The organism is Dyella soli, assembly GCF_054482295.1.
In genome coordinates, this window is record NZ_JBTFFU010000002.1 from 420,486 (window position 1) to 442,096 (window position 21,611).

The following is a 21,611-nucleotide window of genomic DNA, read 5'->3' on the forward strand; positions in this document are numbered from 1 at the left end:
ACATGACGATTTCATGCCGATTCAGCCATTTGGACGGCTTTGCGGCCCGCTGGGGTGGCGGGCGCCGCCGTTGCGCCGCGGCGGGGCAGCGAGCGCCGGCGGAGCATAACCCACGCCGGTCGCAGCGGGCCCGAGGCGGCCTGGCGCCGCGGGCGAGGGAGGGAGTCCGCGTGGCGGCTCAGGTCCGGGGCAGGCGGGTGAAACCGTCGTCGCTCCAGCCTTCGCTGCCCACGCCATGCCGCACGAAGAACAGGCCCTCGGGGTCGTAGCGCTGCTTGGCGGCGGCCAGCCGCGGGTAATTCGTGCCCCAGAACGAGGTTTGCCAGTCGCGTTCGAAATAATTGCTTTCCGAGACGTAGGAGCCGGCGCCGGGCGCGGCCTGCAGCAGCGCATCCATCGACTGGTCGATCCGCGCCGCCTCGGCACGCGCCTCGGCCAGATCGGGTTTCGCGCCGGGCATGCCCGGGAAGGCGGGGTCGCCCTCGCCCGCGATGATGGCCAGCGCAAACGCGTCCAGCGAGGCGGGGTTCATCGCGGTGTCGCGCGAGCGTTCCAGCGCGTCGGCCGGGGCGCCGGCGAGCCCCTTGTTGAAATGCAGCGAGGTGCCCCAGTGGCGGGTGGCGGCAAACAGGGCGTCGACGAGGGCGCCCTGTCGATCCGCGCGCAGCAACGACTGCGGCAGCCAGGCCGAACGGTAGCCATGGATGAACTGGCCGACCTGGCCCTGGTCGCCCGCCCACAGCACGTGGTCGCGCGGGGCGCCGGGACGATCGTCGGAGACGATCAGGCTGGGTGCGTGGGCGCGGAAAAATTCCGCATCCCAGAAGTGCCGGGCCGGCAGCACGATCACGCGCGCCTCGTCCTTGAAGCGATACGCCTTGCGCGCCCGCACCCAGTCGAGGAACGGCGCCCAGGTCTGTTCGGCCTGCTGCTGGCTCAGTCCCTGGAACACCATCGACAGCCGCAGCGTGTTGTCGCGATGGAACACCAGTTGCTCGCCCCAGTGCGGATTGAACAGTGCATCGCGGTAGAAGCCGATGACCTGGGCCATGAGTGCGCGGTAGGCCTCGTCGGAATCGGCCTGGATCTCGCCAAACACCGCGCCGAACGTGTCCGGCAGCGCGTGGGTGCGCAGGGTGAGCCGGGTTACCACGCCCAGGCTGCCGCCACCGCCGCCCTTGATGGCCCAGAACAGCTCAGGGTCCTGCTTCGCATTGACCACGCGCACCTTGCCGTCGGCAGTGACCACTTCCGCCTCCAGCAGGCCGCCACTGGCGCTGCCGAAGTTCTTGGAGAAGCTGCCGAAGCCACCGCTCTGCACCAGCCCGGCAACGCCCACCGTATTGCAGCCGCCGCCCTGCACGTAGCGCCCGGTCCGGGTGGTGACGGCGTCGTAGGCATCGATCCACATGGCGCCGGCCTGCACGGTGACCGCCGGCAGCGGTTCCTGGATGCCTTCGCAAGCTTGCGGCACGAACGCGTCATGCAGGTCCACGCGGTTCATGTGGCGGGTCCAGATCAGCAGCGAATCGGGCGCATCGGAGGTGCCCTGGTAGCTGTGGCCGCCGCCTTTCACCACCAGCCGCAGGTGATGGTCCCGCGCGAAGTTCACCGCGGCCACCACGTCGCCCGTGCTCTCGGCAGCCACGGCATAGGCGCTGGGCCGCGACGTCCAGGCATCGACCCAGCCGCTGGTTTGCGTGAGGGCCGCTTCGTCGCCGAGGTAGTAGGGGTTATTGATCTGCGCCAGCGCCTGCTGGCAGGCCGGGTCGTTCGGTGTGCAAGCCTCGAACGGCGAACGCAGGGCCTGCAGCCGCCCGCCCACGGTCTTTTTCAGCTGGTCCCACTGCGCCACGGTGGGCCAGCCGGGCTGGCCCGGCCGCACGCGTGAGCGCAGGACGCCGAGGCGGCCCGCGGCCTGCGTGGCGGCGGTGAACGTGGGAGCCACCAGCCACGGCAGCACGGGCAAGGTGAGGGCGGCTTTGAGCAGATCGCGACGACGCATGGCCAATTCCTTTTCGGTCGGAGGCAGTCACTGTGCTACGCCCAGCGTATGGGACAAGGGCGCGGTGATGAAAGGTCGTCGCGCGGGGACGAGTGGCGGGATCGCAGGGACGGCGGCCAGGCCGCGGCGACGGCAGGCGTTGGCGCTGGCCGGGGCGGCTCGCATAATCGGCAGCCTGACGGCCGAAGCTTGCGGAGGACACGCGGTGACACGACTCAGCTGGCGTGGGCTGGCAGGCTGGCTCCTGCTTGGCGCCGTGTCGTTCGGCGCGCTGGCCGGCGATGCCGGCCCGGCGCACTGGAAGCCGGACATCGACGCCTTCGCCGCCGGCGACCGGGCTCAGGCTCCCGCCACCCGGGGCGTGCTGTTCATTGGCAGCTCCTCGGTGCGCCTGTGGACCACGCTCGCCGCGGACTTCCCCGGCGTGCCGGTGATCGACCGTGGCTTTGGCGGCTCGACCATCGCCGATGCCACCTATTACGCCGACCGCATCGTGTGGCCGTACCAGCCGCGGCTGATCGTGATGTATGCCGGCGACAACGACATCGCCGCGGGCGTCGCTCCCGCGCAGGTGCTGGCCGCGTTCCGGGCCTTCGTCGCGCGGGCGCGCCAGGGCGTGCCGGGCGTGCCCGTGGTCTATGTGTCGATCAAGCCCAGCCTGGCGCGGCTGCCGCTGTGGCCGTCGATGAAGGAGGCGAACGAGCGCATCCGCGCCTGGGCCATCACGCAGCAAGACGTGCGCTTTGTGGACATCGCGCCGGCCATGACGGATGCGCAGGGCAGGCCGCGCGCGGAGCTGTTCCGTCCCGATGGACTGCACATGACGCCGGCCGGGTACGCGCTGTGGGTGGCTGCGCTCAAGCCCGTGCTCGCCGAGTACGGATTCGCGGCAGGTCCGCCGGCTCAGTAAACCGTCGCACGCGCCTGCACGAAGGCGAAGAAGAACACCGCGTCGGGATCATTGCGCACCGCCTGCATTTCCTGGCGCATGCCTTCGACGGTGGCGGTGTCGACCTTGCCGGTGGCCACCAGCTGGTCGGAGGCCGAGAGCAATAGTTCTTCCCAGAACGCGATCATCTGCTTGCGCTTGCCTGGCTGGCGGTTGTCCAGGTGGAAGCTCTTCACCTCGGTCTGCACGTCGCGATAGCCGCCGGCCAGCAGCAGGTTGCCCAGCTTGGCGCCGATGAACGGGTCACCGCCGCTGTCGTACTGGTGATCATTGAAGGCCATCCAGTAGCGCAGCAGGTTCGGCGAGTACGGATCGAGGAAGAACGACGTATTGAGCACCTCGGTCACGTACACCACCGCGCCCGGACTCAGCACGCGGCGCAGCTCGCTCAGCACGCTGGCCGGGCTGGGCATGTGTTCCAGCACCCAGCACAGGTAGGCCGCGTCAAAGCTGCGGTCGGGGAAGGGCAGGTCGGTGGCGTCGGCCTGCTGCAGCGTATAGCGCGAGCTGCACCAGGCCGTCTGCGCCAGATTCTGTTCGGCGGCCTCCAGTTGCGCCTCGGAGCGATCCACGCCGGTCACCTCCAGGTTCGGAAAGCGCCGCAGCAGGATTTCCGTCTGCGCACCCACGCCGCAGCCCACTTCCAGCAATCGCGTGGCCTCGCTGTAATCGATGCGACTGAACAGGATGGTCTCGAACATGCGCGCCTGCCGGATCAACCGCGACTGTTCGTCGGCAGAGAAGCCGTGGATATAGGGGAATTCCCCGGTGACGATGCTGTTCATGCCAAGCACTCCACTGCCGGTCGGCCCGGAGAGCCACCATACCCCGGCGACCGTGCAGGGAAAGTTGCCGAAGGCCGCCCGGCAGGAGCACGCCGGGCGCGCGGACGGGCCGGTACCTCAATCCCCGGCATGCCCCGGATGCGCCCGCACGAACGCCACGATGTCATCGAGCGTATGGATCGCACCACGCGTGGGGCGCGCCAGCGCAAACAGCAACGACTCGTGGCCGACGCCGGGATACAGCGTCAGCGTTGCCTCTCCGTGGCGGAGCAGCACGGCGCGATACAGCGACTGCGAGTTGGCGACACCGACTTCGCGGTCATCCAGGCCGTGCAGCAACAGCATGGGCGGTTCGGTGCCACGCACGAAGGAGATCGGTTGCGCCCGGCGTTGCTCGTCCGGCGTGCGTCCGAACGCCATCAGCATCTCGGTCTCGTCGTCCGCAACCGGCACGAAGTCATAGCAGCCGGCCACGCCGATGAAGCCGGCGAGGTCGGTCGGGCGCATGCCATGGGCGCCCAGCCACGCCGGGTCGGTCGCGAGCAGCGCCGCGATCTGCCCGCCGGCCGAGTGGCCCATCACGAACACATCCCCCGGCGCGCCACCGAACTCGCCGGCGTGCGTGCGCGCCCAGGCGACCGCGTTCGCGGCGTCCTGCATGAAGCCTGTCATCGATACCTGCGGCACCTTGCGGTAGTCGGGAATCACCACCACCACGCCCTCGGCCGCCAGGGCCGTTCCCACGAAGCGATACCAGGCGCGCTCGCCACGCGCCCAGTCGCCGCCATAGAAGAACACCAGCACGGGGGCGTGTTGCGCGTGCGCCGGCGCATAGACATCGAGCGCGAGCCGATGGTCGCGATCAAACACGATGTCACGCTGCTGCTCGATGCCCTTGTGCTGGTTGGTGGCATTGAGGCCGGCGAACAGCGTGCCCGCGCAGCCAGCCAGCAGCAGGGTGGCGCAGAGCACCAGCAGGCGCAGGAGCGGCGAACGGGCAGGGCGGCTCATGGGCATCGGGCGTGTGGTGTGCAGCGATGATGCAACAGAGCTCCACGCAAAGGCTTGCGACTGCCTTTGCAGGAGCGCACTCGCTGCGCTCCTGCAAAGGCAGGGCGTGCTTCAGGCCGCCAGCCGTTCGCCGGCATCCAGGGCAGCGAAGTAGTCGCGCGTCAGCCGCAGTTGATCGTGCGCATTCTCCGCGCGATTGACCACGTCGCGAAACGCAGCATTCTCCGGGCGATCCTTCGCATACCAGCCAAGGTGCTTGCGTGCGATGCGCACGCCCTGCAACTCGCCATAGAACGCGTAGAGCTGCTCGAGGTGATGGACGAGGATGCCGCACACCTCGGCGGGCATCGCCTCGGGCAGGGTCTCGCCGGTGGCGAGGTAGTGGGCGATCTCGCGGAAGATCCACGGCCGGCCCTGAGCGCCGCGGCCCACCATCACTGCGTCGGCACCCGTCGCGTCAAGCACGTGCCGGGCCTGCTGCGGCGTCTGCACGTCGCCGTTGGCGAGCACGGGAATGCGGATGGCCGCCTTGACCGCGGCGATCGTTTCGTACTCCGCCTCGCCCTCGTACTTGTCGGCACGCGTGCGGCCGTGCACGGCCAGCGCGGCGATGCCGGCATCCTCGGCGATCTTCGCAATGGTCAGCGCGTTCTTGTGCTGGCGATCCCAGCCGGTGCGGATCTTCAGCGTCACCGGCACGTCGACCGCGTCGACCACCGCCTTGACGATGCGTGCCACCAGCGGTTCGTCCTGCAGCAGTGCCGAGCCCGACCACACGTTGCAAACCTTCTTGGCCGGGCAGCCCATGTTGATGTCGATGATCTGCGCGCCGTTGTCGGCGTTGTAGCGCGCCGCCTCGGCCAGCATCGACGGATCGTAGCCGGCGATCTGCACGCTCACCGGCTCAGGCTCGCCGGCGTGGTCCATGCGTCGCAGCGACTTGCGCGTCTGCCACAGGCGCGGATCGGCGGTGGTCATTTCCGACACGGCCAGCCCTGCGCCCAGCCGTTTGCACAGCAGGCGAAAAGGCTTGTCGGTGACGCCGGCCATGGGCGCGAGCACCACGGGCGGGTCGATACGGTAGGGACCAATCTGCATCCGCCTATTGTAACCGGGGCGGCGCCGTGGTTCCCGCTCGGCTCAGTGCGCCGATTTGGCGGCCAGCGGACCCTGCGCGGCGGCGGGGTCGTGCCGGTGCCTGAACAGCACCACGAACAGCACCGCCACCACCAGCGAATACAGCGCGAACGTGGTCCAGATGCCGTGCCAGTCCTTGCTGTTGTCCGCGTGCGTGAAGAACGCCTGGATGATCACGCCGCTCAGCGAGCTGCCCAGCACCGCGCCGATGCCATTGGTCATCAGCATGAACAGGCCCTGCGCGCTGGCGCGGATCGAGGGGTCGCTCTGGCCTTCCACGAACAGCGAGCCGGAAATGTTGAAGAAGTCGAACGCCATGCCGTAGACGATGCACGACAGCACGATCATCCACAGCCCCGGACCCGGGTTGCCATAGGCGAACAGGCCAAAGCGCAGCGTCCACGCCAGCATGCTGATCAGCATCACCGTCTTGATGCCGAAGCGGCGCAGGAAGAACGGAATCGCCAGGATGAACAGCGTTTCCGAAATCTGCGAGATGGACATGATGATGGCCGGGTAGCGCACCGCCACCAGGTCCTTGTATTCGTCCATCCTGGCGAAGTCGTGCAGGAACGTGTCGCCATAGGCATTGGTCAGCTGCAGCGCCGCGCCGAGCAGCATGGCAAACATGAAGAACACCGCCATGCGGGTGTCACGGAACAGCGAGAACGAGGTCAGCCCCAGCGTATCGAGCAGCGACTGGTTCGGCTTGCGCTGGAAGCGCGGCGGGCAGGTCGGCAGGGTGAATGCATACAGGCCCAGCAGCAATGCCGCGCCGGAAGCCACGTAGAACTGGCCCGACGAGGTTTCCAGGTGCAACAGGCTCACCGTCCACAGCGCGGCGATGAAGCCCACCGTGCCCCACACGCGGATCGGCGGGTAATCGCGGATGATGTCCTTGCCGTCGCTCTTGAGCGCGTTGTAGGCGACCGCGATCGAGAGCGAGATCGTCGGCATGTAGAACATCATGTTGATCAACATGACCCAGAACATCAGTCCCGGCGACTGCACCATCGGCACGCAGAACAGCACCACCGCGCCACCGACATGCAGCAGGCCGTAGAGCTTCTCCGCGTTGATCCACTTGTCGGCGACGACGCCCATCAGCGAGGGCATGAACAGAGAGGCTATGCCCATGGTGGAGAAGATCGCCCCGAACTGCGCACCCGACCACTGCTTGGTCTGGAACCAGTACGCGCCGATGGTGAGCAGCCACGACCCCCACACAAAGAACTGCAGGAAGTTCATCGCAATCAGGCGGAGTCGGAGGCTCATCAGCGTATTCGTATGGTTGGAGCGGTGGCGGGCGGGTTCCGGTGGACACGCTCGTACCGGCTGGCCGGCCACTGGCGGGCCTTCCTGACGATCCGATGATCCCCTGCAGAGGGCCAGGAGCGTCCCCGGGCCATGCCAAAATAGCGGCAGCGTAGAGGAACGGGTGCGGCGGCGACAAGTTGCACTGCCGCGACCGGCCCTGTCCCATCATCGAGGAGATTCGCGTGAACCTGTTCCTGACCATCGCCGTGGTCCATCTGGTCGCCCTGCTCAGCCCGGGCCCCGACTTCTTCTTCGTGTCGCAGACGGCGGTGAGTCGCACGCGCAAGCAGGCGATGTTCGGCGTGCTGGGAATTACCCTCGGCGTGGTGGTGTGGTCGGCGCTGGCGCTGGCGGGCCTGCAGCTGTTGCTGCAGCAGCTGGCCTGGCTGGAACGCTTGATCGCCGTGGCGGGCGGCTTGTATCTGACCTGGATGGGCGTGAAGATGCTGCGCGGCGCGCTGCGTGCGCCGGTGGCGGCAGGCGAGCCGCGCCAGGTGCTGCAACAGAGCGACTGGGCCACCCTGCGCGCTGGCCTGCTGACCAATCTGTCCAACCCCAAGGTAGTGATCTACTTCGGCAGCGTGTTCTCCGCCTTCCTTGGCAATGGCGTCAGCGCCGGCACGCGCTGGGGCCTGTGGACGATGGTCGTGGCCGAAACGCTGTTGTGGTTCACCCTGGTGGCCGGCGTGTTCGCGCTGCCGGCCATGCGCCGCGGCTACCTGAAACTGTCGCGTTGGATCGATGGCGTCGCGGGCGCCGTGTTCGTGGCCTTTGGCATCCACCTGATCTTCGGTAGTCGCAGCCACTGATCCAGGCGATCGCTCAGGCCAGCTCCTGCCCGGAGGATGCTGCCGCCCTGGCGGCTGCTGCATTGGCCATCAGCCCTCCCCGGCAGGCCAGGAACCAGATCGCACCGAGTGGGAGCGACATGCCCAAGATCATCGGGCCATACGGGTCGGCAAGACCCGAGGCACCCAACAACTGGCATGAGAGCAGCTGAAAATCGAACTCCCCGCTGGTCCAGTTGAAGTGCACGGTGATCAAGCCCAGCAGGGTGAACAGTGCCCACAACCACTTGCGGCGCACGATCGGCGTACGCAGACAGAGCACGAACGCATAGATGCAGAACGCCGGGATGGCGATGCACAGCAGCAACACGATCCAGTGCAGCGGCCCCTTGCCGATGAGCGTGAATGCGTTTACTTGCTCCAGCGGCTGCGCGAGGCGCTGGACATGGAGGCCCTCCACCAGCACGGCATCGCCCGTCCTGGCCAGGCGTGCATGGCCAAGCGCCCAGCCATCCGCGAACGCGTATTCAAAGGTGAGGTCGTAGCGGGTGCCGCTGGCGTTCGTCAGCGTGTGCACCCCGACTACCTTCACGGAGCGGGGCGTGCCTGCCGGAAAATAGGTCGCGAATTGCTGCAGCTTCGCATCGATGTCCGGGGTCTGTCGAAGTTCATCCGACAGCCGGGCCTTGACCGGTTCGATGTCGCCCTGGCGAACCTGTTCAAGGATGGAGCGGGCGATCTCCGCTTCCGGGTGCGGCGTCCACTGGTCGACCAGGACCTGCTGGCTGCAGGCGGCCAGCAGCAGGCACACGCCTGCCAGCATGCTGCGAAGGAGCGAAGTCATGGTTTCCCCTGTTTGCGGCTGAGGCCCGTCGACGCACGTCGCGCCAGGCCACCTGCCGCACATCATGAAACCGCGCACTCAGGGCGGCAACAGCTTTCCCGGGTTGAGGATCCCGTCCGGGTCGAAGGCCGCCTTGACGTTGCGCATCAGGTGCAAGGTCGTCGGCTGCAACGCCAGCGGCATGAACTCGCGCTTGACCAGCCCGATGCCGTGTTCGCCCGACAAGGTGCCGTCGAGCGCGATCACCAGCGCAAACACCTCCCCCAGGCAGGCATAGGCGCGCTCGCGTTCGGCCTCGTCGCGCGGCAGCAGGTTCACGTGCAGGTTGCCGTTGCCGGCGTGGCCGAAGCTGACGATCAGCACGTCGTGCCTTTTCGACAGTTGCTTGATGCCGTCGACCAGTTCGGGCAGGCGGCTGACCGGCACCACCACGTCCTCATTGATCTTGTTCGGCGAGATGGTGCGCTGCGCTGGCGACAGCGCTTTGCGCGCGGACCACAACGCCTGGGTTTCCTCGGCGCTTTCGGCCACGCGCAGGTCCTCCATGCCGTCGCCGCGCGCGGCGCGCGACACCGCCTCGACCGCGCTGGGCAGGGTTTCCGGCTCGCCGTCCACTTCGATCATCAGCATGGCGCCGGCCACCGGCACGCTGTCGCCGCCATGCTCGCGCGCGAGCTTCAGCGCCACGTCGTCGATGAATTCCAGCGCGCACGGCGTCACTGGCTGGGCCATGATCCGCGCCACCGCGCGGGCCGCGGCGCCGACATCGCGATAGGTGGCGCGCATCGTGCGCAGGCCGGACGGCCTGGGCGTGAGCTTGAGCGTCGCCTCGGTGATCAGCGCAAGCGTGCCTTCGGAGCCGATCAGCAGGCGCGTGAGGTCATAGCCCGTCGCGCCCTTGCTTGTATACGTCCCGCAGCGGAAGCCTTCGCCGGTGCCCGCCACGGCGCGCAGCCCCAGCGTGTTCTCTCTCGGGCTGCCGTACTTGACGGTTCGCGGTCCCGCCGAATTGCAGGCCAGGTTGCCACCGATGCTGCACCAGGGCGACGAGGTGGGGTCCGGCGGCCAGAAGAAGCCATGCGGCTTCAGTGCCTGCTGCAGGTCGCCGTTGAGCACGCCCGGTTCCACCACCGCGAGGCGGTTGTCCGGGTCGATGCGCACGATGCGATTCATGCGCTCGAAACTCACCACCACGCCGCCCTCGACCGGCACCGTGGCGCCGGTGGTGTTGGTGCCCCGTCCACGGCCAATCACCGGTACGCGGTGCGCGCGGCAGGCCTGCACCAGCACCTCCACCTGTTCGTGCGTGGTGGGGAACGCCACCGCATCCGGCAAGGCGTTGCGACGCGAGTTGTCGTAGGCGTAGGCGAGGCGTTCGGCCTGGCCGGTCGACAGCGCGGCGCCCTCAAAGTGCGGACGAAGGGCGGCAAGCAGGGCATCGGGCAGGTTCATGCGGGCAGTATCCCACCGTGTGCGGCTGCTACGCCAAGGCCGTCCTAGCCGGCCTCGAAGGCGCCACGCAGCCAGTCCATGCGTGCCTCGCCGTCAGGGCCATCATAGGTCACGACATCGAAGCGGCAGGGGCGGTGTGCATGCCGGGGGTTTTCGGCCAGCCACAGCGTGGCCGTGCGCACGAGCTTCGCCTGCTTGGCCGCGGTGACCGACGCGACCGCGCTGCCGTGCGCGGAGCGAATGCGGTGGCGCACCTCGACGAAGACCGCGGTGTCGCCATCGAGCATGACGAGGTCGAGTTCGCCGTAACGCGTGGTGTAGTTGCGCGCCAGCAGCTTCAGGCCGACGCGTTGCAGTTCCGCGCAGGCGCGTTGTTCGAAGAGGGCGCCGGCCGCCCGCATCAGCCGTTGGTGAGCTGGCCGTTGCTGCTCGATGACGCGCTGCCATCGGGAGGAGCCAGTGCGGGTGCACTGTCCATCTGCAGGCTGCCGTTGAGCGGGCGGGCGAGACCGTCCTGGAACTTGGCCCACACCAGCACGCGACGCACACGGCCGAACTGGTCGGCGGTGAGCTGGCCGCTGGCGCCGGGCAGGTAGCTGCCGGGGTGCGCACGCAACCAGTCGACATAGGGCGCGAGATTCCACGCGTCCATGCCGAACGCAAACAGCCGCGCGGAGGTGCCGCGCGCCGCGGGCAGTTGCGCGGCGATGTCGCCATGATTGGGCAGGCCGGGCTGCACGTCGAACAGCCAGGGCGCGTCGCAGAACTCGACGCCTTCCAGGTCGCGGTTGGCGCCGGCATCGTCGACACCGGCGTAGACGTGCGAGGTGCCGAATACCGGCAGGGTCACGCGCGCCAGCTTGAGCTGGGGCAACAGCAGCCGTGCCTGTTGCGGTCGCATGCTGATGAAGACGCCGGCATCCGTGGCTTCGGCAGGCATGCCCATGCCGTTGATGGTCGAGGCGAAGTTGACGCCACTGCCGGTGAGGTTGGCGGTGCCCGTCGTCTTGCCGCCGCGTGCTTCCAGTTCGGCCTTGAAGGCCTTGGCCGCGCGCTGGGCGAAGTCGTCGTTGCTCACGATCACGTAGGCATTGAGCAGGCCGCGCTCGGCCATGTGGTCGGCTGCCTGCGCGCCTTCGGTCTCCGGCAGCAGGCCGAACTCGTTGACGCCGTTCGCCGGCAGGCTCTTGTCGTCGGGATGGTTGAGCGCAAGCAAGGGCACCGGCAGTTGCTGCAGGCCAAACAGCGCGGAAACCTCGCCGCGGGTGAGCGGACCGATGACCAGTTGCGCGCCGTCGCTCACCGCCTGCTGGTAGGCCTTCACGGCGCCGGCTGCGGTGCCGGTGCTGTCGTACACGCGCACGGGCGGACGCGGCGCGTGGTTGCGTGCGGCGTCAGCGTAGGCGGCAAAGAAGCCTTCGCGGATCGCCGTGCTGGCGGCGGCGAGGTTGCCGCTGGTCGGCAGCAGCAGGGCCACGTGCGCGGGCATCTTGTAACCCTCGCGTACGTTGGCGCCTTCGCCGGGAATCATCGTGCCGACTTCCTGCTCGAGCGCGGGAGCAGGGCGCGCCACCGCGACGCCGAGCTGGCTCAGCGCCTCGTTCACCCACGGCAGCATGCGATCGGCGGGCTGCATCGCGGCAGCGCGCTGCTTCAGCGGATCGATACCCATGCGCACGAGCGTGGCGACGATCTCCTTGCGGTTCTGCGTCTGGTCCAGGCCGGCGAGGCGGCTGTCCATTTCCACGCGCGTGCGGGCGGCGCCCCACAGGTCGCCAGTCTGCTGCATGGCCTGCGAGCGGAGCTCGAGCAGGCGCAGCTGCAGGGCAGGCGACACGCTGACATTGGGTTGCGTGGTCAGCTGCAGTGCACGGCCCGGATCGCGCTGCTTCAAAGCGAGCTCGGCCTGCAGCAGGTCCAGCCTGGAGGGCTCGTCACCACTCAGTCGCGGGCGCCGGATGGCGGCGAGCAGGGGCGCGGCGCGCTCGATCTGTCCTTCCTGCCGATAGGCCTCGGCGGCGAACAGCTGATAGTGGTCGCGATAGCCGGAGGTCTGCGCCAGGGCGAGATAGGCCTGCGCCGCATCCTCGAACTTGCCCTGCTGCACGAGCGCGTCGGCTTGGCGGCTGGCGGCGATTTCGGCTGGCGAGCGCTCCACCGTGGGCGGCACGCAGCCGCTGAGTGCCAGCGAGATCAGCAGGGCGATGCCTGCGGCGCGGTATAGGCGCATGTCGAAATCCCTTCGGGCTTAACGAGATAGGCGGCGGATGCGCGATGATAGCCGATCGGATCGCCGCTCCGCGGTCGAGGAAACTGCCAGATGTCACAGATTCAGCCCGGCCTGCTATGGGTGGTCGCCACGCCGATTGGTCATCGCGACGACTTCTCCGCGCGCGCCATCGAAACCCTGCGCTCGGTGGCGGTGATCGCGGCGGAGGACACGCGCCACAGCCGGCCGTTGCTGATGCACTACAACGTGGCGACGCCGCTGGTCGCGCTGCACGAACACAATGAGCGCGACGTGGTCGACGCCATCGTCCGGCGCCTGCTGGGTGGCGAATCGGTGGCGCTCATTTCGGATGCGGGCACGCCGCTGATCAGCGACCCGGGCTTCCGACTGGTGCGCGCGGCGCGCGCGGCCGGTGTCCGCTGCGTGCCGGTACCGGGCGCGTGCGCGGCGATCGCGGCGCTGTCCGTGGCTGGCCTGCCGAGCGACCGCTTTGTGTTCGAGGGATTCCTGCCGCCCAAGTCCGCCGCGCGCCGCACGCGCCTGCAGGAACTTGCCGGCGATGCGCGCACGCACATCTTCTATGAGTCCTCGCATCGCGTGGCGGAAAGCCTGGCGGACATGCGTGATGTGTTCGGTGCCGCGCGCGAGGGCGTGCTCGCGCGCGAGCTGACCAAGCTGTTCGAGACGGTGCTCGGCGAGCCGCTGGGTGAGCTGGCCGCGCGCGTGGCGGCCGACCCCGACCAGCAGCGCGGGGAATGCGTGATCCTGGTGGCGGGTCGCGGCGAGGAAACCGATGCACGCGAGGCCGAGGGGCGGCGCGTGTTCGCCCTGCTGCGGGACGAGCTGCCGCCGGCGAAGGCGGCCAAGCTGGCGGCCGCCATCACCGGTGCGCCGCGCAAGCTGCTCTACGAAGGCTAGGCAGGCGCCAGGCGTACCGTCGGCGGTGCCTTGCCCCCGCGTCGGCTTCTCAAGCGCTTTGAGCGTGGCTTTCCTCTAGAATGCGCAGCGGAGTCGGCCGGACAGTCGCGTCGCGCGCAAGCGCATCGAGGAAAGTCCGGGCTCCATAGGGCAAGGTGCCAGGTAACGCCTGGGCAGCGCGAGCTGACGGCCAGTGCAACAGAGAGCAGACCGCCGAACGGCATCTCCGGATGCGCGTGGTAAGGGTGAAAGGGTGCGGTAAGAGCGCACCGCGTGCGGGGCTAACGCCGCATGGCACGGTAAACCCCACCTGGAGCAAGACCGAATAGGGGAACGATAACGCGGCCCGCGTTGTTCCCGGGTAGGTTGCTGGAGCCTGGCGGTGACGCCAGGCCGAGAGGAATGACTGTCGCGTCGCAAGACGTACAGAACCCGGCTTACAGGCCGACTCCGCCTCCTTCACGACCGACTGCCATCGCCCTGCGTGGCGATGGCAGTCGCGTGACGGGCATGAACGGGCGATTCATTCCGAACCCTCCCCGGAGGTCCGGAAGCGAGCAACAGGCAATAGAAAAAATCCTAGCCTTTCAAGCACCTTTGGGTGTTTCCTCACAAAGGGCTGGAAATACTGCCAGATCCTCGCCTTTCTCATTGATTCACAAGCGAAATTCCCTTGACAGTCTCAGGGGGCGAGACTATCGTGGGTTCCTGTGTGAAATCGTGGGAATTAGTGGAGCCTAACGACCGTGTTCCAGGGCGAAACCGCCATCACCATCGACGACAAGGGCCGGCTGGCCATCCCGACGACCTATCGGGAGCTGGTCGCGGACGCCTGCGCCAATCGTCTGGTGATCACCTACAACCCCTTCGAGTCGGGCTGCCTGTGGCTGTTCCCGCACGCCGAGTGGGAAAAGGTGCGCGACCAGGTCAACGCGCTGTCCAAGGTCAAGGCCGCCCATCGCGACATGCAGATGAAGCTGGTCGGTGCAGCGGCGGTGGTCGAGCCTGATGGCGCGGCACGCATCCTGCTGCCAGCCAGCCAGCGCGCTACCACGGGCATCGAGAAGAAGGCGGTTCTGCTGGGCATGGGCAACAAGTTCGAGCTTTGGAGCGAGCAGGCTCACCTGGCCAAGATCCGCCAGACCATCGGCGAAGACGAGATCACCAACGAGATGGCGGAGCTGCAGCTGTAACCGGCAACGGTGGCGGCGCGGCGTATTTACGGGACGGGAGCGGGAGTGCGCGGCATGGCCGAGCGGTTGGTGCACATCCCGGTGATGCTGGGTGAAGCAGTGGAGGGACTCGCCGTGCGGGAAGGCGGGCGTTATCTCGATGGCACTTTCGGACGCGGCGGACACGCCCGCGCCGTGCTGTCGCGCCTGGGTCCCGACGGTCGCCTGCTGCTGATGGATCGCGATCCGCAGGCCATTGCCACGGCGCAGGCCGAATTCGCCGGCGATCCGCGCGTGTCGATCCGCCACGCCAATTTTTCCGGCATGGCCGAGTGGGACGAAACCGCCGGCGGCCTCGACGGCATCCTGCTGGACCTGGGCGTTTCCTCGCCGCAGCTGGACGAAGCCGCGCGCGGCTTCAGCTTCATGGCCGATGCGCCGCTGGACATGCGCATGGACACCACCCAGGGCGAGAGCGCCGCGGAATTCCTGGCCCACGCCTCGGAGAAAGAGATCGCCGACGTGCTGTGGATCTACGGCGAAGAGCGCTTCAGCCGCAAGATCGCCCGCGCCATCGTCGAAGACCGCAGCGAACACCCGATCACCCGCACCGGCCAGCTGGCCGGGCTGATCGAGCGCGTGGTGGGCCGCCGCGAGCCGGGCAAGCATCCGGCCACGCGCAGCTTCCAGGCGCTGCGCATCCGCGTGAACGGCGAGCTGGACGCCCTGGCCCAGGGCCTCGACGCAGCCCTGTCCCTGCTGAAGGTCGGCGGGCGCCTGTCCATCATCAGCTTTCATTCGCTGGAGGACCGTGCGGTCAAGCTGTTCATCCGCGACCACTCGGGACGCGTGCAGGGCAGTCGCCGTGGGCCGCCGGTCGTCGCCGCACCGGCGCGACTCGCCGCCGTGGGCAAGGCGCAGTTTCCCTCCGAGGCCGAGCTGGCCGTCAATCCGCGCGCCCGCTCGGCGGTGTTGCGCGTGGCGGAGAAACTCGGATGAAGGTACTGGGCGGCATCTTCATGCTGATCCTCCTCGCGGCGGTGCTTTCCAGCGCCATTGCCGTGGTGTGGACCCGCCATGAGAGCCGCGTGCTGTTCGTCGAGCTGACCCGCCTGCAGAACCAGCGCGACGACCTCAACATCGAATACGGCAAGCTGGAACTGGAACAGGCCACCTGGGCCGAGCCGCGTCGCGTGGATGACGAGGCGCGCCTGAAGCTCGGCATGGTCAATCCCAAGCCGCAAGACATCCAGCTGGTGCGTCGATGAAGCTGCGCCAGCGACAGACTTCCGTTCCCACCCGCCGCCGTGCGGCCCCCAGTCCTCGTCGCCGCATGGTGCTGGTGACCGGCGTGCTGTTGGCCGCTTCACTGGGCCTGGTGGCGCGTGCGTTCGACCTGCAGGTCGTGCGCAAGGAGTTCTACCAGAACCAGGGCGATGCCCGCTTCCTGCGCGTGATGCCGATCGCGGTGTCGCGCGGCACCATCTTCGACCGCAATGGCGAGCCGCTGGCGGTGTCCACGCCGGTGGTCTCGATCTGGGCCAACCCGGCCGAGGTGCTGGACAACGAGGCCAGGCTGCCGAAGCTGGCCGCCGCCATCGGCATGGATGCGGACGCGCTGAAGGAATATCTCGCGCAGCGCTCCGAGCGCGAGTTCGTCTACCTCAAGCGCCAGATGTCCCCGGACGCCGCGCAGACCGTGCTCGACCTCGGCGTGCCGGGCGTCAACGGCCAGCGCGAATTCCGCCGCTTCTATCCGTCCGGCCCGGTGATGGCCCACGTGCTGGGCTTCACCAACATCGACGACCACGGCCAGGAAGGCCTGGAGCTGGCGTTCGACGAATGGCTGGCCGGCAAGCCGGGCGCCAAGCGGGTGATCCGCGACCGCATGGGCCACGTGGTGGAAGACGTCGAGCTCGTGCGCGCGCCGCAGCCGGGTCGCGACATCACGCTGAGCATCGACCGGCGCATCCAGTTCCTCGCCTATAACGAGCTGAAGAACACCATCGAACAATCCGAGGCCGATTCGGGTTCGATGGTGATCATCGACGTGCGGACCGGCGAAGTGCTGGCGATGGTCAACTGGCCCACCTATAACCCCAATGCCTTGCGCGGCAGCAGCCCCTCGTCGCGGCGCAACCGCGCGATGACCGACGTGGTGGAGCCGGGCTCCACCATCAAGCCGTTCGTGATGGCGGCCGCCCTGTCCAGCGGCAAGTACACCCCGAACGGCCCGCTGGTCGACACCGGCAATGGCCACTTCTTCTATATCTCGCACGACATCCGCGACACGCACGCCTACGGCCTACTCTCGCCCACCGGCATCCTCGCCAAGTCCAGCAACATCGGCGCCGCCAAGGTCTCGATGACGCTCGATACCGGCCTGATGTACGACACCTACCGTGCATTCGGCTTCGGCAACAGCACCAACAGCGGCTTTCCGGGCGAAGCTTCCGGCTACCTCAAGCCGGGCAAGAGCTGGGGCATGCTGGAGAAGGCAATCCTTGCCTACGGCTACGGCCTCAACGTGACGCCGCTGCAGCTGGCCAACGGCTACGCCACCATCGCCGACAACGGCGTGATGCACCTGCCCACCTTCGTGAAGGGTTCGGACAACGAAGCCAAGCAGATCATCGATGCGAAGATCGCCAACGAACTGGTGCAGATGATGGTGTCGGTGACGCAGCCGGGCGGCACGGCGGCACCGTACGCATGGATCGCCAACTACGGCGTGGCGGGCAAGACCGGCACGGCGCACAAGGCCAGTGGCGGTACTTACCTGAAGAACAACTACAGCTCCGCCTTCGCCGGCATCGTGCCGGCTTCCGCGCCCCGCATGGCCGCGGTGGTGGTGATCGACAACCCGCGCAAGGGCAGCTACTACGGCGCGCTGGTCTCCGGGCCGGTGTTCGCCAAGGTCATGGACGGCGCGCTGCGGCTGATGGATGTGCCGCCCGACAACATCGGCCGCTGGTACGTGGGCGGTCCGCTGCAGGGCCAGAATGGCCTGACCGGCAACAAGCAGCCCACGGTGGAAGCCGTGGATGACGCACCGGTCGAGGAGGTGACGCCATGAGCGCGCGCCTGGACCAGCTGCTCAAGGGCCTCGCCGACACCCCGGGTGTGGGCGACATCGTCGTTTCGGGCCTCACGCTGGATTCGCGCCAGGCGCGTCCGGGCGATGCCTTCTTCGCGCTGCGCGGCACGCGTGCGCATGGCATCGCCTTCGCGCAGGGTGCGGTGGCGCGCGGCGCCCGGGTCGTGCTGGCCGAAGCGCCGCCGGCCGAGTTCGACGGCCTCGACGTGCCGGTGCTGTGGGTGGATGGCCTGCACGGCAAGGTCGGCGAAATCGCCTCGCGCTTCTTTGGTCGTCCGTCCGAGTCGCTGCGCGTGATCGGCGTCACCGGCACCAACGGCAAGACCTCCACCGTGCAGCTGCTGGCGCAGGCACTGGAACATCTCGGCCACCGCGCGGCCACCATCGGCACGCTGGGCGCGGGCCTGCATGGCCGGATCAGCGAAGGCGAGCGCACCACGCCCGACGCGATCAACGTGCAGGGCCTGCTTGCCTCGTTCCGCGAGGAGGGCGCCACCCACGTGGCGATGGAAGTGTCCTCGCATGCGCTGGAGCAGGGACGCGTGGCCGCGGTGGCCTTTGAAGTGGCCGCCTTCACCAACCTCACGCGCGACCACCTCGATTACCACGGCACCATGGAAGCCTACGGCGCGGCCAAGGCCCGGCTGTTCGCGTGGCCGTCGCTGCAGGCGGCGGCGATCAATGTCGATGACGCCTTTGGCCGTGAACTGGCCGCGCGCCTGCCCGACGGCGTGCGCGCACTGCGCCTGAGCGCCGAGGGCGACGCGGCTGCCGACGTCCGTGCCGTCGACGTCGCCACCTCGGCCGATGGCCTGGCCTTCGAACTGCACACGCCCTGGGGCGCGCACGCCATCCGCAGCCGCCTGTTGGGCCGCTTCAACGTGGCCAACCTGCTGGCCGTGGTGGCCTGCCTGGGCGCACTGGGCGAATCCTTTGGCCGCATCGTCGCGGCCATCGAGTCGCTGCAGCCGATCAATGGCCGCATGAATCGCCTCGGTGGCGCGGCTGGCCTGCCGCTGGTGGTGGTCGATTACGCACATACGCCCGATGCGCTGGAACAGGCGCTCACCGCCCTGCGCGCGCATTGCGAGGGCCGCCTGGTCTGCGTGTTCGGTTGTGGCGGCGAGCGCGATGCGGGCAAGCGTCCGCAGATGGGCGCGATCGCCGAGCGCCTGGCCGACGCCATCATCGTCACCGACGACAATCCGCGCGGCGAAGACGGCGATGCCATCGTGGCCCAGATTGTCGCCGGGCTGCGCCAGCCGGGCGAGGCGGTGATCGAGCGCGATCGCGCCGAAGCGATCCATCGCGCGCTGGCTTCGGCCCGCGCGGGCGATGTCGTGCTGATTGCCGGCAAGGGGCACGAGACTTATCAGGAAGGCGCTACGGGGAAGCGTCCATTTGACGATCTGGCGGTCGCCCGCCAAGCGCTGGAGACCCGTGCATGATGCGCCTGAGCGCCATTGCCCTGTGGACCCGCGGCAGCCAGCTTGGCGCCGACGTGGACGTGAATGGTGTCGCCATCGACACCCGCAAGCTGCAACCCGGCGACCTGTTCGTGGCGATCAAGGGCGAACGCGTGGACGGCCACGACTTCCTGGCCGATGCCAAGGCGCGCGGTGCCTTCGCTGCGCTGGTGACGCGCAAGATCGACTTCGACCTGCCGCAGGTGCTGGTCGATGACACCGGGCTCGCGCTGGGCGACCTCGCCAGTGCCGTGCGCGCGCAAAGCAACGTGCGGGTGATCGGCATCACCGGTTCCAACGGCAAGACCACGGTGAAGACGCTGACGGCGTCGATCCTGTCGCGCCACGGCCGCACGCATGTCAACGCGGGCAACTTCAACAACGAACTCGGACTGCCGCTGACCCTGCTGGCGATGCCCCAGGACACCGAATTCGCCGTACTGGAAATGGGCGCGGGCAAGCCGGGCGACATCGCCTATCTCGCTGCCATCGCGCGGCCCGATATCGGCCTCGTCAACACCATCGCGCCGGCGCATCTTGAGCGCATGGGCAGCGTGGAAGGCGTGGCCGAGACCAAGGGCGCGCTGTACCAGGCACTGCCGGTCGACGGCGTGGCGATCATCAATGCAGACGAGGCGTTCGCGAGCTTCTTCGCCGGCCTGGCTGGCACGCGTCGACAGCTGCGCTTCGGGCTGGACCACAAGGCCGACATCGGCGCGGACATCCTCGACCAGCGCGTCGATGGCTCGCACTTCGTGCTGAGCACGCCGGTGGGCGATGCCGAAGTGCAGCTGCCGCTGGCCGGGCGCCACAACATCGCCAACGCGCTGGCCGCCGCATCGATCGCGCTGGCGCTCGACGTGCCGCTGGACACCATCGTGGAAGGCCTCGAGCAGGTGCCCGGCGTGGCTGGCCGCCTGCAGTTCGAACGCATGAGCGGTGGCTGGATGCTGATCGACGACAGCTACAACGCGAACCCCGGTTCCGTCGGCGCGGCCATCGACACGCTGGCGCTGGCCGAGGGCGAGCGCTGGCTGGTGCTGGGCGACATGGCGGAGCTCGGCGACAACGCCCTGGCCCTGCACGCCGGCATCGGCGAACACGCCCGCCAGCGCGGCATCGACAAGGTGTTTGCCGTCGGCCCGCTCAGCGCGGCAGCGGTCAAGGCCTTCGGCGAACACGGCGAACATTTCGCCGACAAGGCGGCGCTGGTCACTGCGCTGAAACAACAACTGCATGGCGGCGTCGCCTGCCTGGTCAAGGGCTCGCGCTCGTCGGGCATGGACCAGGTGGTCGTTGCGCTGCGCGACAACAAGGAAAAAGGGGAGGGCGCATCCGATGCTGCTTGAACTCGCAGACTGGATGGCGCGGCACTTCACCGCCCTTCATCTGTTCCAGTACATCACGTTCCGCACGATCATGGCTGCGCTGACCGCGCTGTCGATGTCGCTGCTGTTCGGGCCGAACCTGATCCGCAAGCTGGCCGACCTCAAGGCCGGCCAGGTCGTGCGCAAGGACGGCCCGCAGACGCATCTGTCCAAGGCGGGCACGCCGACCATGGGCGGCGTGATGATCCTGCTGGCGGTGGCCATATCCACGCTGCTGTGGACCGACCTGCACAACCGCTACGTGTGGCTGGTGCTGGCGGTGCTGCTCGCCTTCGGCGTGATCGGCTTCTACGACGACTACAAGAAGCTGGTGCTGAAGGACAGCCGCGGTCTCGCCTCGCGCTGGAAGTATTTCTGGCAGTCGGTATTCGGCCTGGCCGCCGCGCTGTTCCTCTACTACACCGCGCCGCAGGCGACCGGCTCGTTGCCAGTGGCCGAGACGGCGCTGTACGTGCCGCTGTTCAAGCAGGTGGCCGTGCCGCTGGGCATCATGTTCGTGGTGGTCGCCTACTTCATGATCGTGGGCTTCTCCAACGCGGTGAACCTCACCGACGGCCTCGATGGCCTGGCGATCATGCCGACGGTGCTCGTTTCCGGCGCGCTGGGCATCTTCGCCTACCTGGCCGGCAACAAGGTGTTCTCCGAATACCTGGGCATTCCCTCGATTCCCGGCGCGGGCGAACTGGCGATCTTCTGCGGTGCGCTGTCCGGCGCAGGCCTGGGCTTCCTGTGGTTCAACACGTATCCCGCCCAGGTCTTCATGGGCGACGTGGGCGCGCTCGCCATCGGCGCGGCGCTCGCGGCCATTGCGGTGATCGTGCGCCAGGAGATCGTGCTGCTGGTGATGGGCGGCGTGTTCGTGATGGAAACCGCCTCGGTGATGATCCAGGTGGCGAGCTTCAAGCTCACCGGCAAGCGCGTGTTCCGCATGGCGCCGATCCACCACCACTTCGAACTGAAGGGCTGGCCCGAGCCGCGCGTGATCGTGCGCTTCTGGATCATCAGCGTCGTGCTGGTGCTGATCGGCCTCGCCACGTTGAAGGTGCGCTGAC

19 protein-coding genes and 1 other RNA gene are annotated in these 21,611 nt (G+C 68.0%); 11 read left to right on the forward strand and 9 right to left on the reverse strand.

Going from position 1 to position 21,611, the window contains the following annotated elements:
* Nucleotides 1–178 precede the first annotated feature (178 nt).
* Nucleotides 179–2,005 carry an FAD-binding protein gene (locus ACXU4B_RS12330; protein ID WP_131412119.1) on the reverse strand — a complete coding sequence of 609 codons (1,827 nt, stop codon included), beginning with the start codon at nt 2,003–2,005 and terminating at the stop codon, nt 179–181.
* Nucleotides 2,006–2,210: 205 nt separating this feature from the next.
* Between ACXU4B_RS12330 and ACXU4B_RS12335 the strand changes: the two genes are divergently transcribed.
* Complete coding sequence (locus ACXU4B_RS12335; RefSeq protein ID WP_240734151.1) at nt 2,211–2,915, forward strand: GDSL-type esterase/lipase family protein; 705 nt, start codon at nt 2,211–2,213, stop codon at nt 2,913–2,915.
* Here the strand turns inward: ACXU4B_RS12335 and ACXU4B_RS12340 are convergent.
* The 4 genes from ACXU4B_RS12340 to ACXU4B_RS12355 all read right to left on the reverse strand — a co-directional run bounded on the left by ACXU4B_RS12340 (nt 2,909) and on the right by ACXU4B_RS12355 (nt 7,162).
* Complete coding sequence (locus ACXU4B_RS12340; RefSeq protein ID WP_131412115.1) at nt 2,909–3,739, reverse strand: class I SAM-dependent methyltransferase; 831 nt, start codon at nt 3,737–3,739, stop codon at nt 2,909–2,911. The two genes, ACXU4B_RS12335 and ACXU4B_RS12340, sit on opposite strands and share 7 nt — an antisense overlap.
* 117 nt (nt 3,740–3,856) lie before the next feature.
* Nucleotides 3,857–4,750: an alpha/beta hydrolase gene (locus ACXU4B_RS12345; RefSeq protein ID WP_131412113.1), complete on the reverse strand. Its 894-nt coding sequence runs from the start codon at nt 4,748–4,750 to the stop codon at nt 3,857–3,859.
* Between the two features lie 111 nt (nt 4,751–4,861).
* A complete protein-coding gene (gene dusB / locus ACXU4B_RS12350; protein ID WP_131412111.1) occupies nt 4,862–5,848 on the reverse strand; it encodes a tRNA dihydrouridine synthase DusB in 987 nt (328 codons plus the stop codon).
* A 42-nt stretch (nt 5,849–5,890) separates the two neighbouring features.
* On the reverse strand, nt 5,891–7,162 hold the full coding sequence (locus ACXU4B_RS12355) for a nucleoside permease (protein ID WP_131412109.1): 1,272 nt from the start codon (nt 7,160–7,162) through the stop codon (nt 5,891–5,893).
* Nucleotides 7,163–7,386: 224 nt separating this feature from the next.
* Here ACXU4B_RS12355 and rhtC point away from each other — a divergent pair, with 224 nt between their 5' ends.
* Nucleotides 7,387–8,013 (forward strand): threonine export protein RhtC, encoded by a 627-nt coding sequence (rhtC, locus tag ACXU4B_RS12360; protein WP_131412107.1) that lies wholly within the window; start codon nt 7,387–7,389, stop codon nt 8,011–8,013.
* A gap of 13 nt (nt 8,014–8,026) precedes the next feature.
* Here rhtC and ACXU4B_RS12365 read toward each other — a convergent pair whose 3' ends face one another.
* From ACXU4B_RS12365 to ACXU4B_RS12380, 4 genes are all read right to left on the reverse strand, one after another.
* Nucleotides 8,027–8,836, reverse strand: a complete 810-nt coding sequence (locus ACXU4B_RS12365; RefSeq protein ID WP_131412105.1) for a hypothetical protein — start codon at nt 8,834–8,836, stop codon at nt 8,027–8,029.
* A gap of 78 nt (nt 8,837–8,914) precedes the next feature.
* Nucleotides 8,915–10,288, reverse strand: a complete 1,374-nt coding sequence (locus ACXU4B_RS12370; protein WP_131412103.1) for an FAD-binding oxidoreductase — start codon at nt 10,286–10,288, stop codon at nt 8,915–8,917.
* Between the two features lie 44 nt (nt 10,289–10,332).
* The gene (locus ACXU4B_RS12375; protein ID WP_131412101.1) at nt 10,333–10,689 is read right to left on the reverse strand and encodes a YraN family protein; all 357 of its coding nucleotides are present in this window, start codon (nt 10,687–10,689) and stop codon (nt 10,333–10,335) included.
* On the reverse strand, nt 10,689–12,518 hold the full coding sequence (locus tag ACXU4B_RS12380; protein ID WP_131412099.1) for a penicillin-binding protein activator: 1,830 nt from the start codon (nt 12,516–12,518) through the stop codon (nt 10,689–10,691). Before ACXU4B_RS12380 ends, ACXU4B_RS12375 begins: the two co-directional genes overlap by 1 nt.
* A gap of 90 nt (nt 12,519–12,608) precedes the next feature.
* On the opposite strand from ACXU4B_RS12380, the gene rsmI reads away from it, so the two are divergent.
* The 9 genes from rsmI to mraY all read left to right on the forward strand — a co-directional run bounded on the left by rsmI (nt 12,609) and on the right by mraY (nt 21,610).
* A complete protein-coding gene (gene rsmI, locus ACXU4B_RS12385; RefSeq protein WP_131412097.1) occupies nt 12,609–13,436 on the forward strand; it encodes a 16S rRNA (cytidine(1402)-2'-O)-methyltransferase in 828 nt (275 codons plus the stop codon).
* An 89-nt stretch (nt 13,437–13,525) separates the two neighbouring features.
* Nucleotides 13,526–13,892, forward strand: an RNA gene (rnpB, locus tag ACXU4B_RS12390) — RNase P RNA component class A.
* Nucleotides 13,893–14,182: 290 nt separating this feature from the next.
* On the forward strand, nt 14,183–14,629 hold the full coding sequence (gene mraZ / locus ACXU4B_RS12395; protein WP_131412095.1) for a division/cell wall cluster transcriptional repressor MraZ: 447 nt from the start codon (nt 14,183–14,185) through the stop codon (nt 14,627–14,629).
* Nucleotides 14,630–14,683: 54 nt separating this feature from the next.
* Nucleotides 14,684–15,607, forward strand: coding sequence for a 16S rRNA (cytosine(1402)-N(4))-methyltransferase RsmH (gene rsmH / locus ACXU4B_RS12400; RefSeq protein ID WP_131412093.1), 924 nt, complete (start codon nt 14,684–14,686; stop codon nt 15,605–15,607).
* Between the two features lie 5 nt (nt 15,608–15,612).
* Nucleotides 15,613–15,876: a cell division protein FtsL gene (ftsL, locus tag ACXU4B_RS12405; RefSeq protein WP_165583247.1), complete on the forward strand. Its 264-nt coding sequence runs from the start codon at nt 15,613–15,615 to the stop codon at nt 15,874–15,876.
* Nucleotides 15,873–17,684: a peptidoglycan D,D-transpeptidase FtsI family protein gene (locus ACXU4B_RS12410; RefSeq protein WP_131412089.1), complete on the forward strand. Its 1,812-nt coding sequence runs from the start codon at nt 15,873–15,875 to the stop codon at nt 17,682–17,684. The genes ftsL and ACXU4B_RS12410 overlap by 4 nt, the downstream gene beginning before the upstream one ends.
* On the forward strand, nt 17,681–19,153 hold the full coding sequence (locus ACXU4B_RS12415) for a UDP-N-acetylmuramoyl-L-alanyl-D-glutamate--2,6-diaminopimelate ligase (protein WP_131412087.1): 1,473 nt from the start codon (nt 17,681–17,683) through the stop codon (nt 19,151–19,153). The genes ACXU4B_RS12410 and ACXU4B_RS12415 overlap by 4 nt, the downstream gene beginning before the upstream one ends.
* A complete protein-coding gene (locus ACXU4B_RS12420) occupies nt 19,150–20,520 on the forward strand; it encodes a UDP-N-acetylmuramoyl-tripeptide--D-alanyl-D-alanine ligase (RefSeq protein WP_131412085.1) in 1,371 nt (456 codons plus the stop codon). The genes ACXU4B_RS12415 and ACXU4B_RS12420 overlap by 4 nt, the downstream gene beginning before the upstream one ends.
* A complete protein-coding gene (mraY, locus tag ACXU4B_RS12425; RefSeq protein WP_131412083.1) occupies nt 20,510–21,610 on the forward strand; it encodes a phospho-N-acetylmuramoyl-pentapeptide-transferase in 1,101 nt (366 codons plus the stop codon). Before ACXU4B_RS12420 ends, mraY begins: the two co-directional genes overlap by 11 nt.
* Nucleotide 21,611 lies beyond the last annotated feature (1 nt).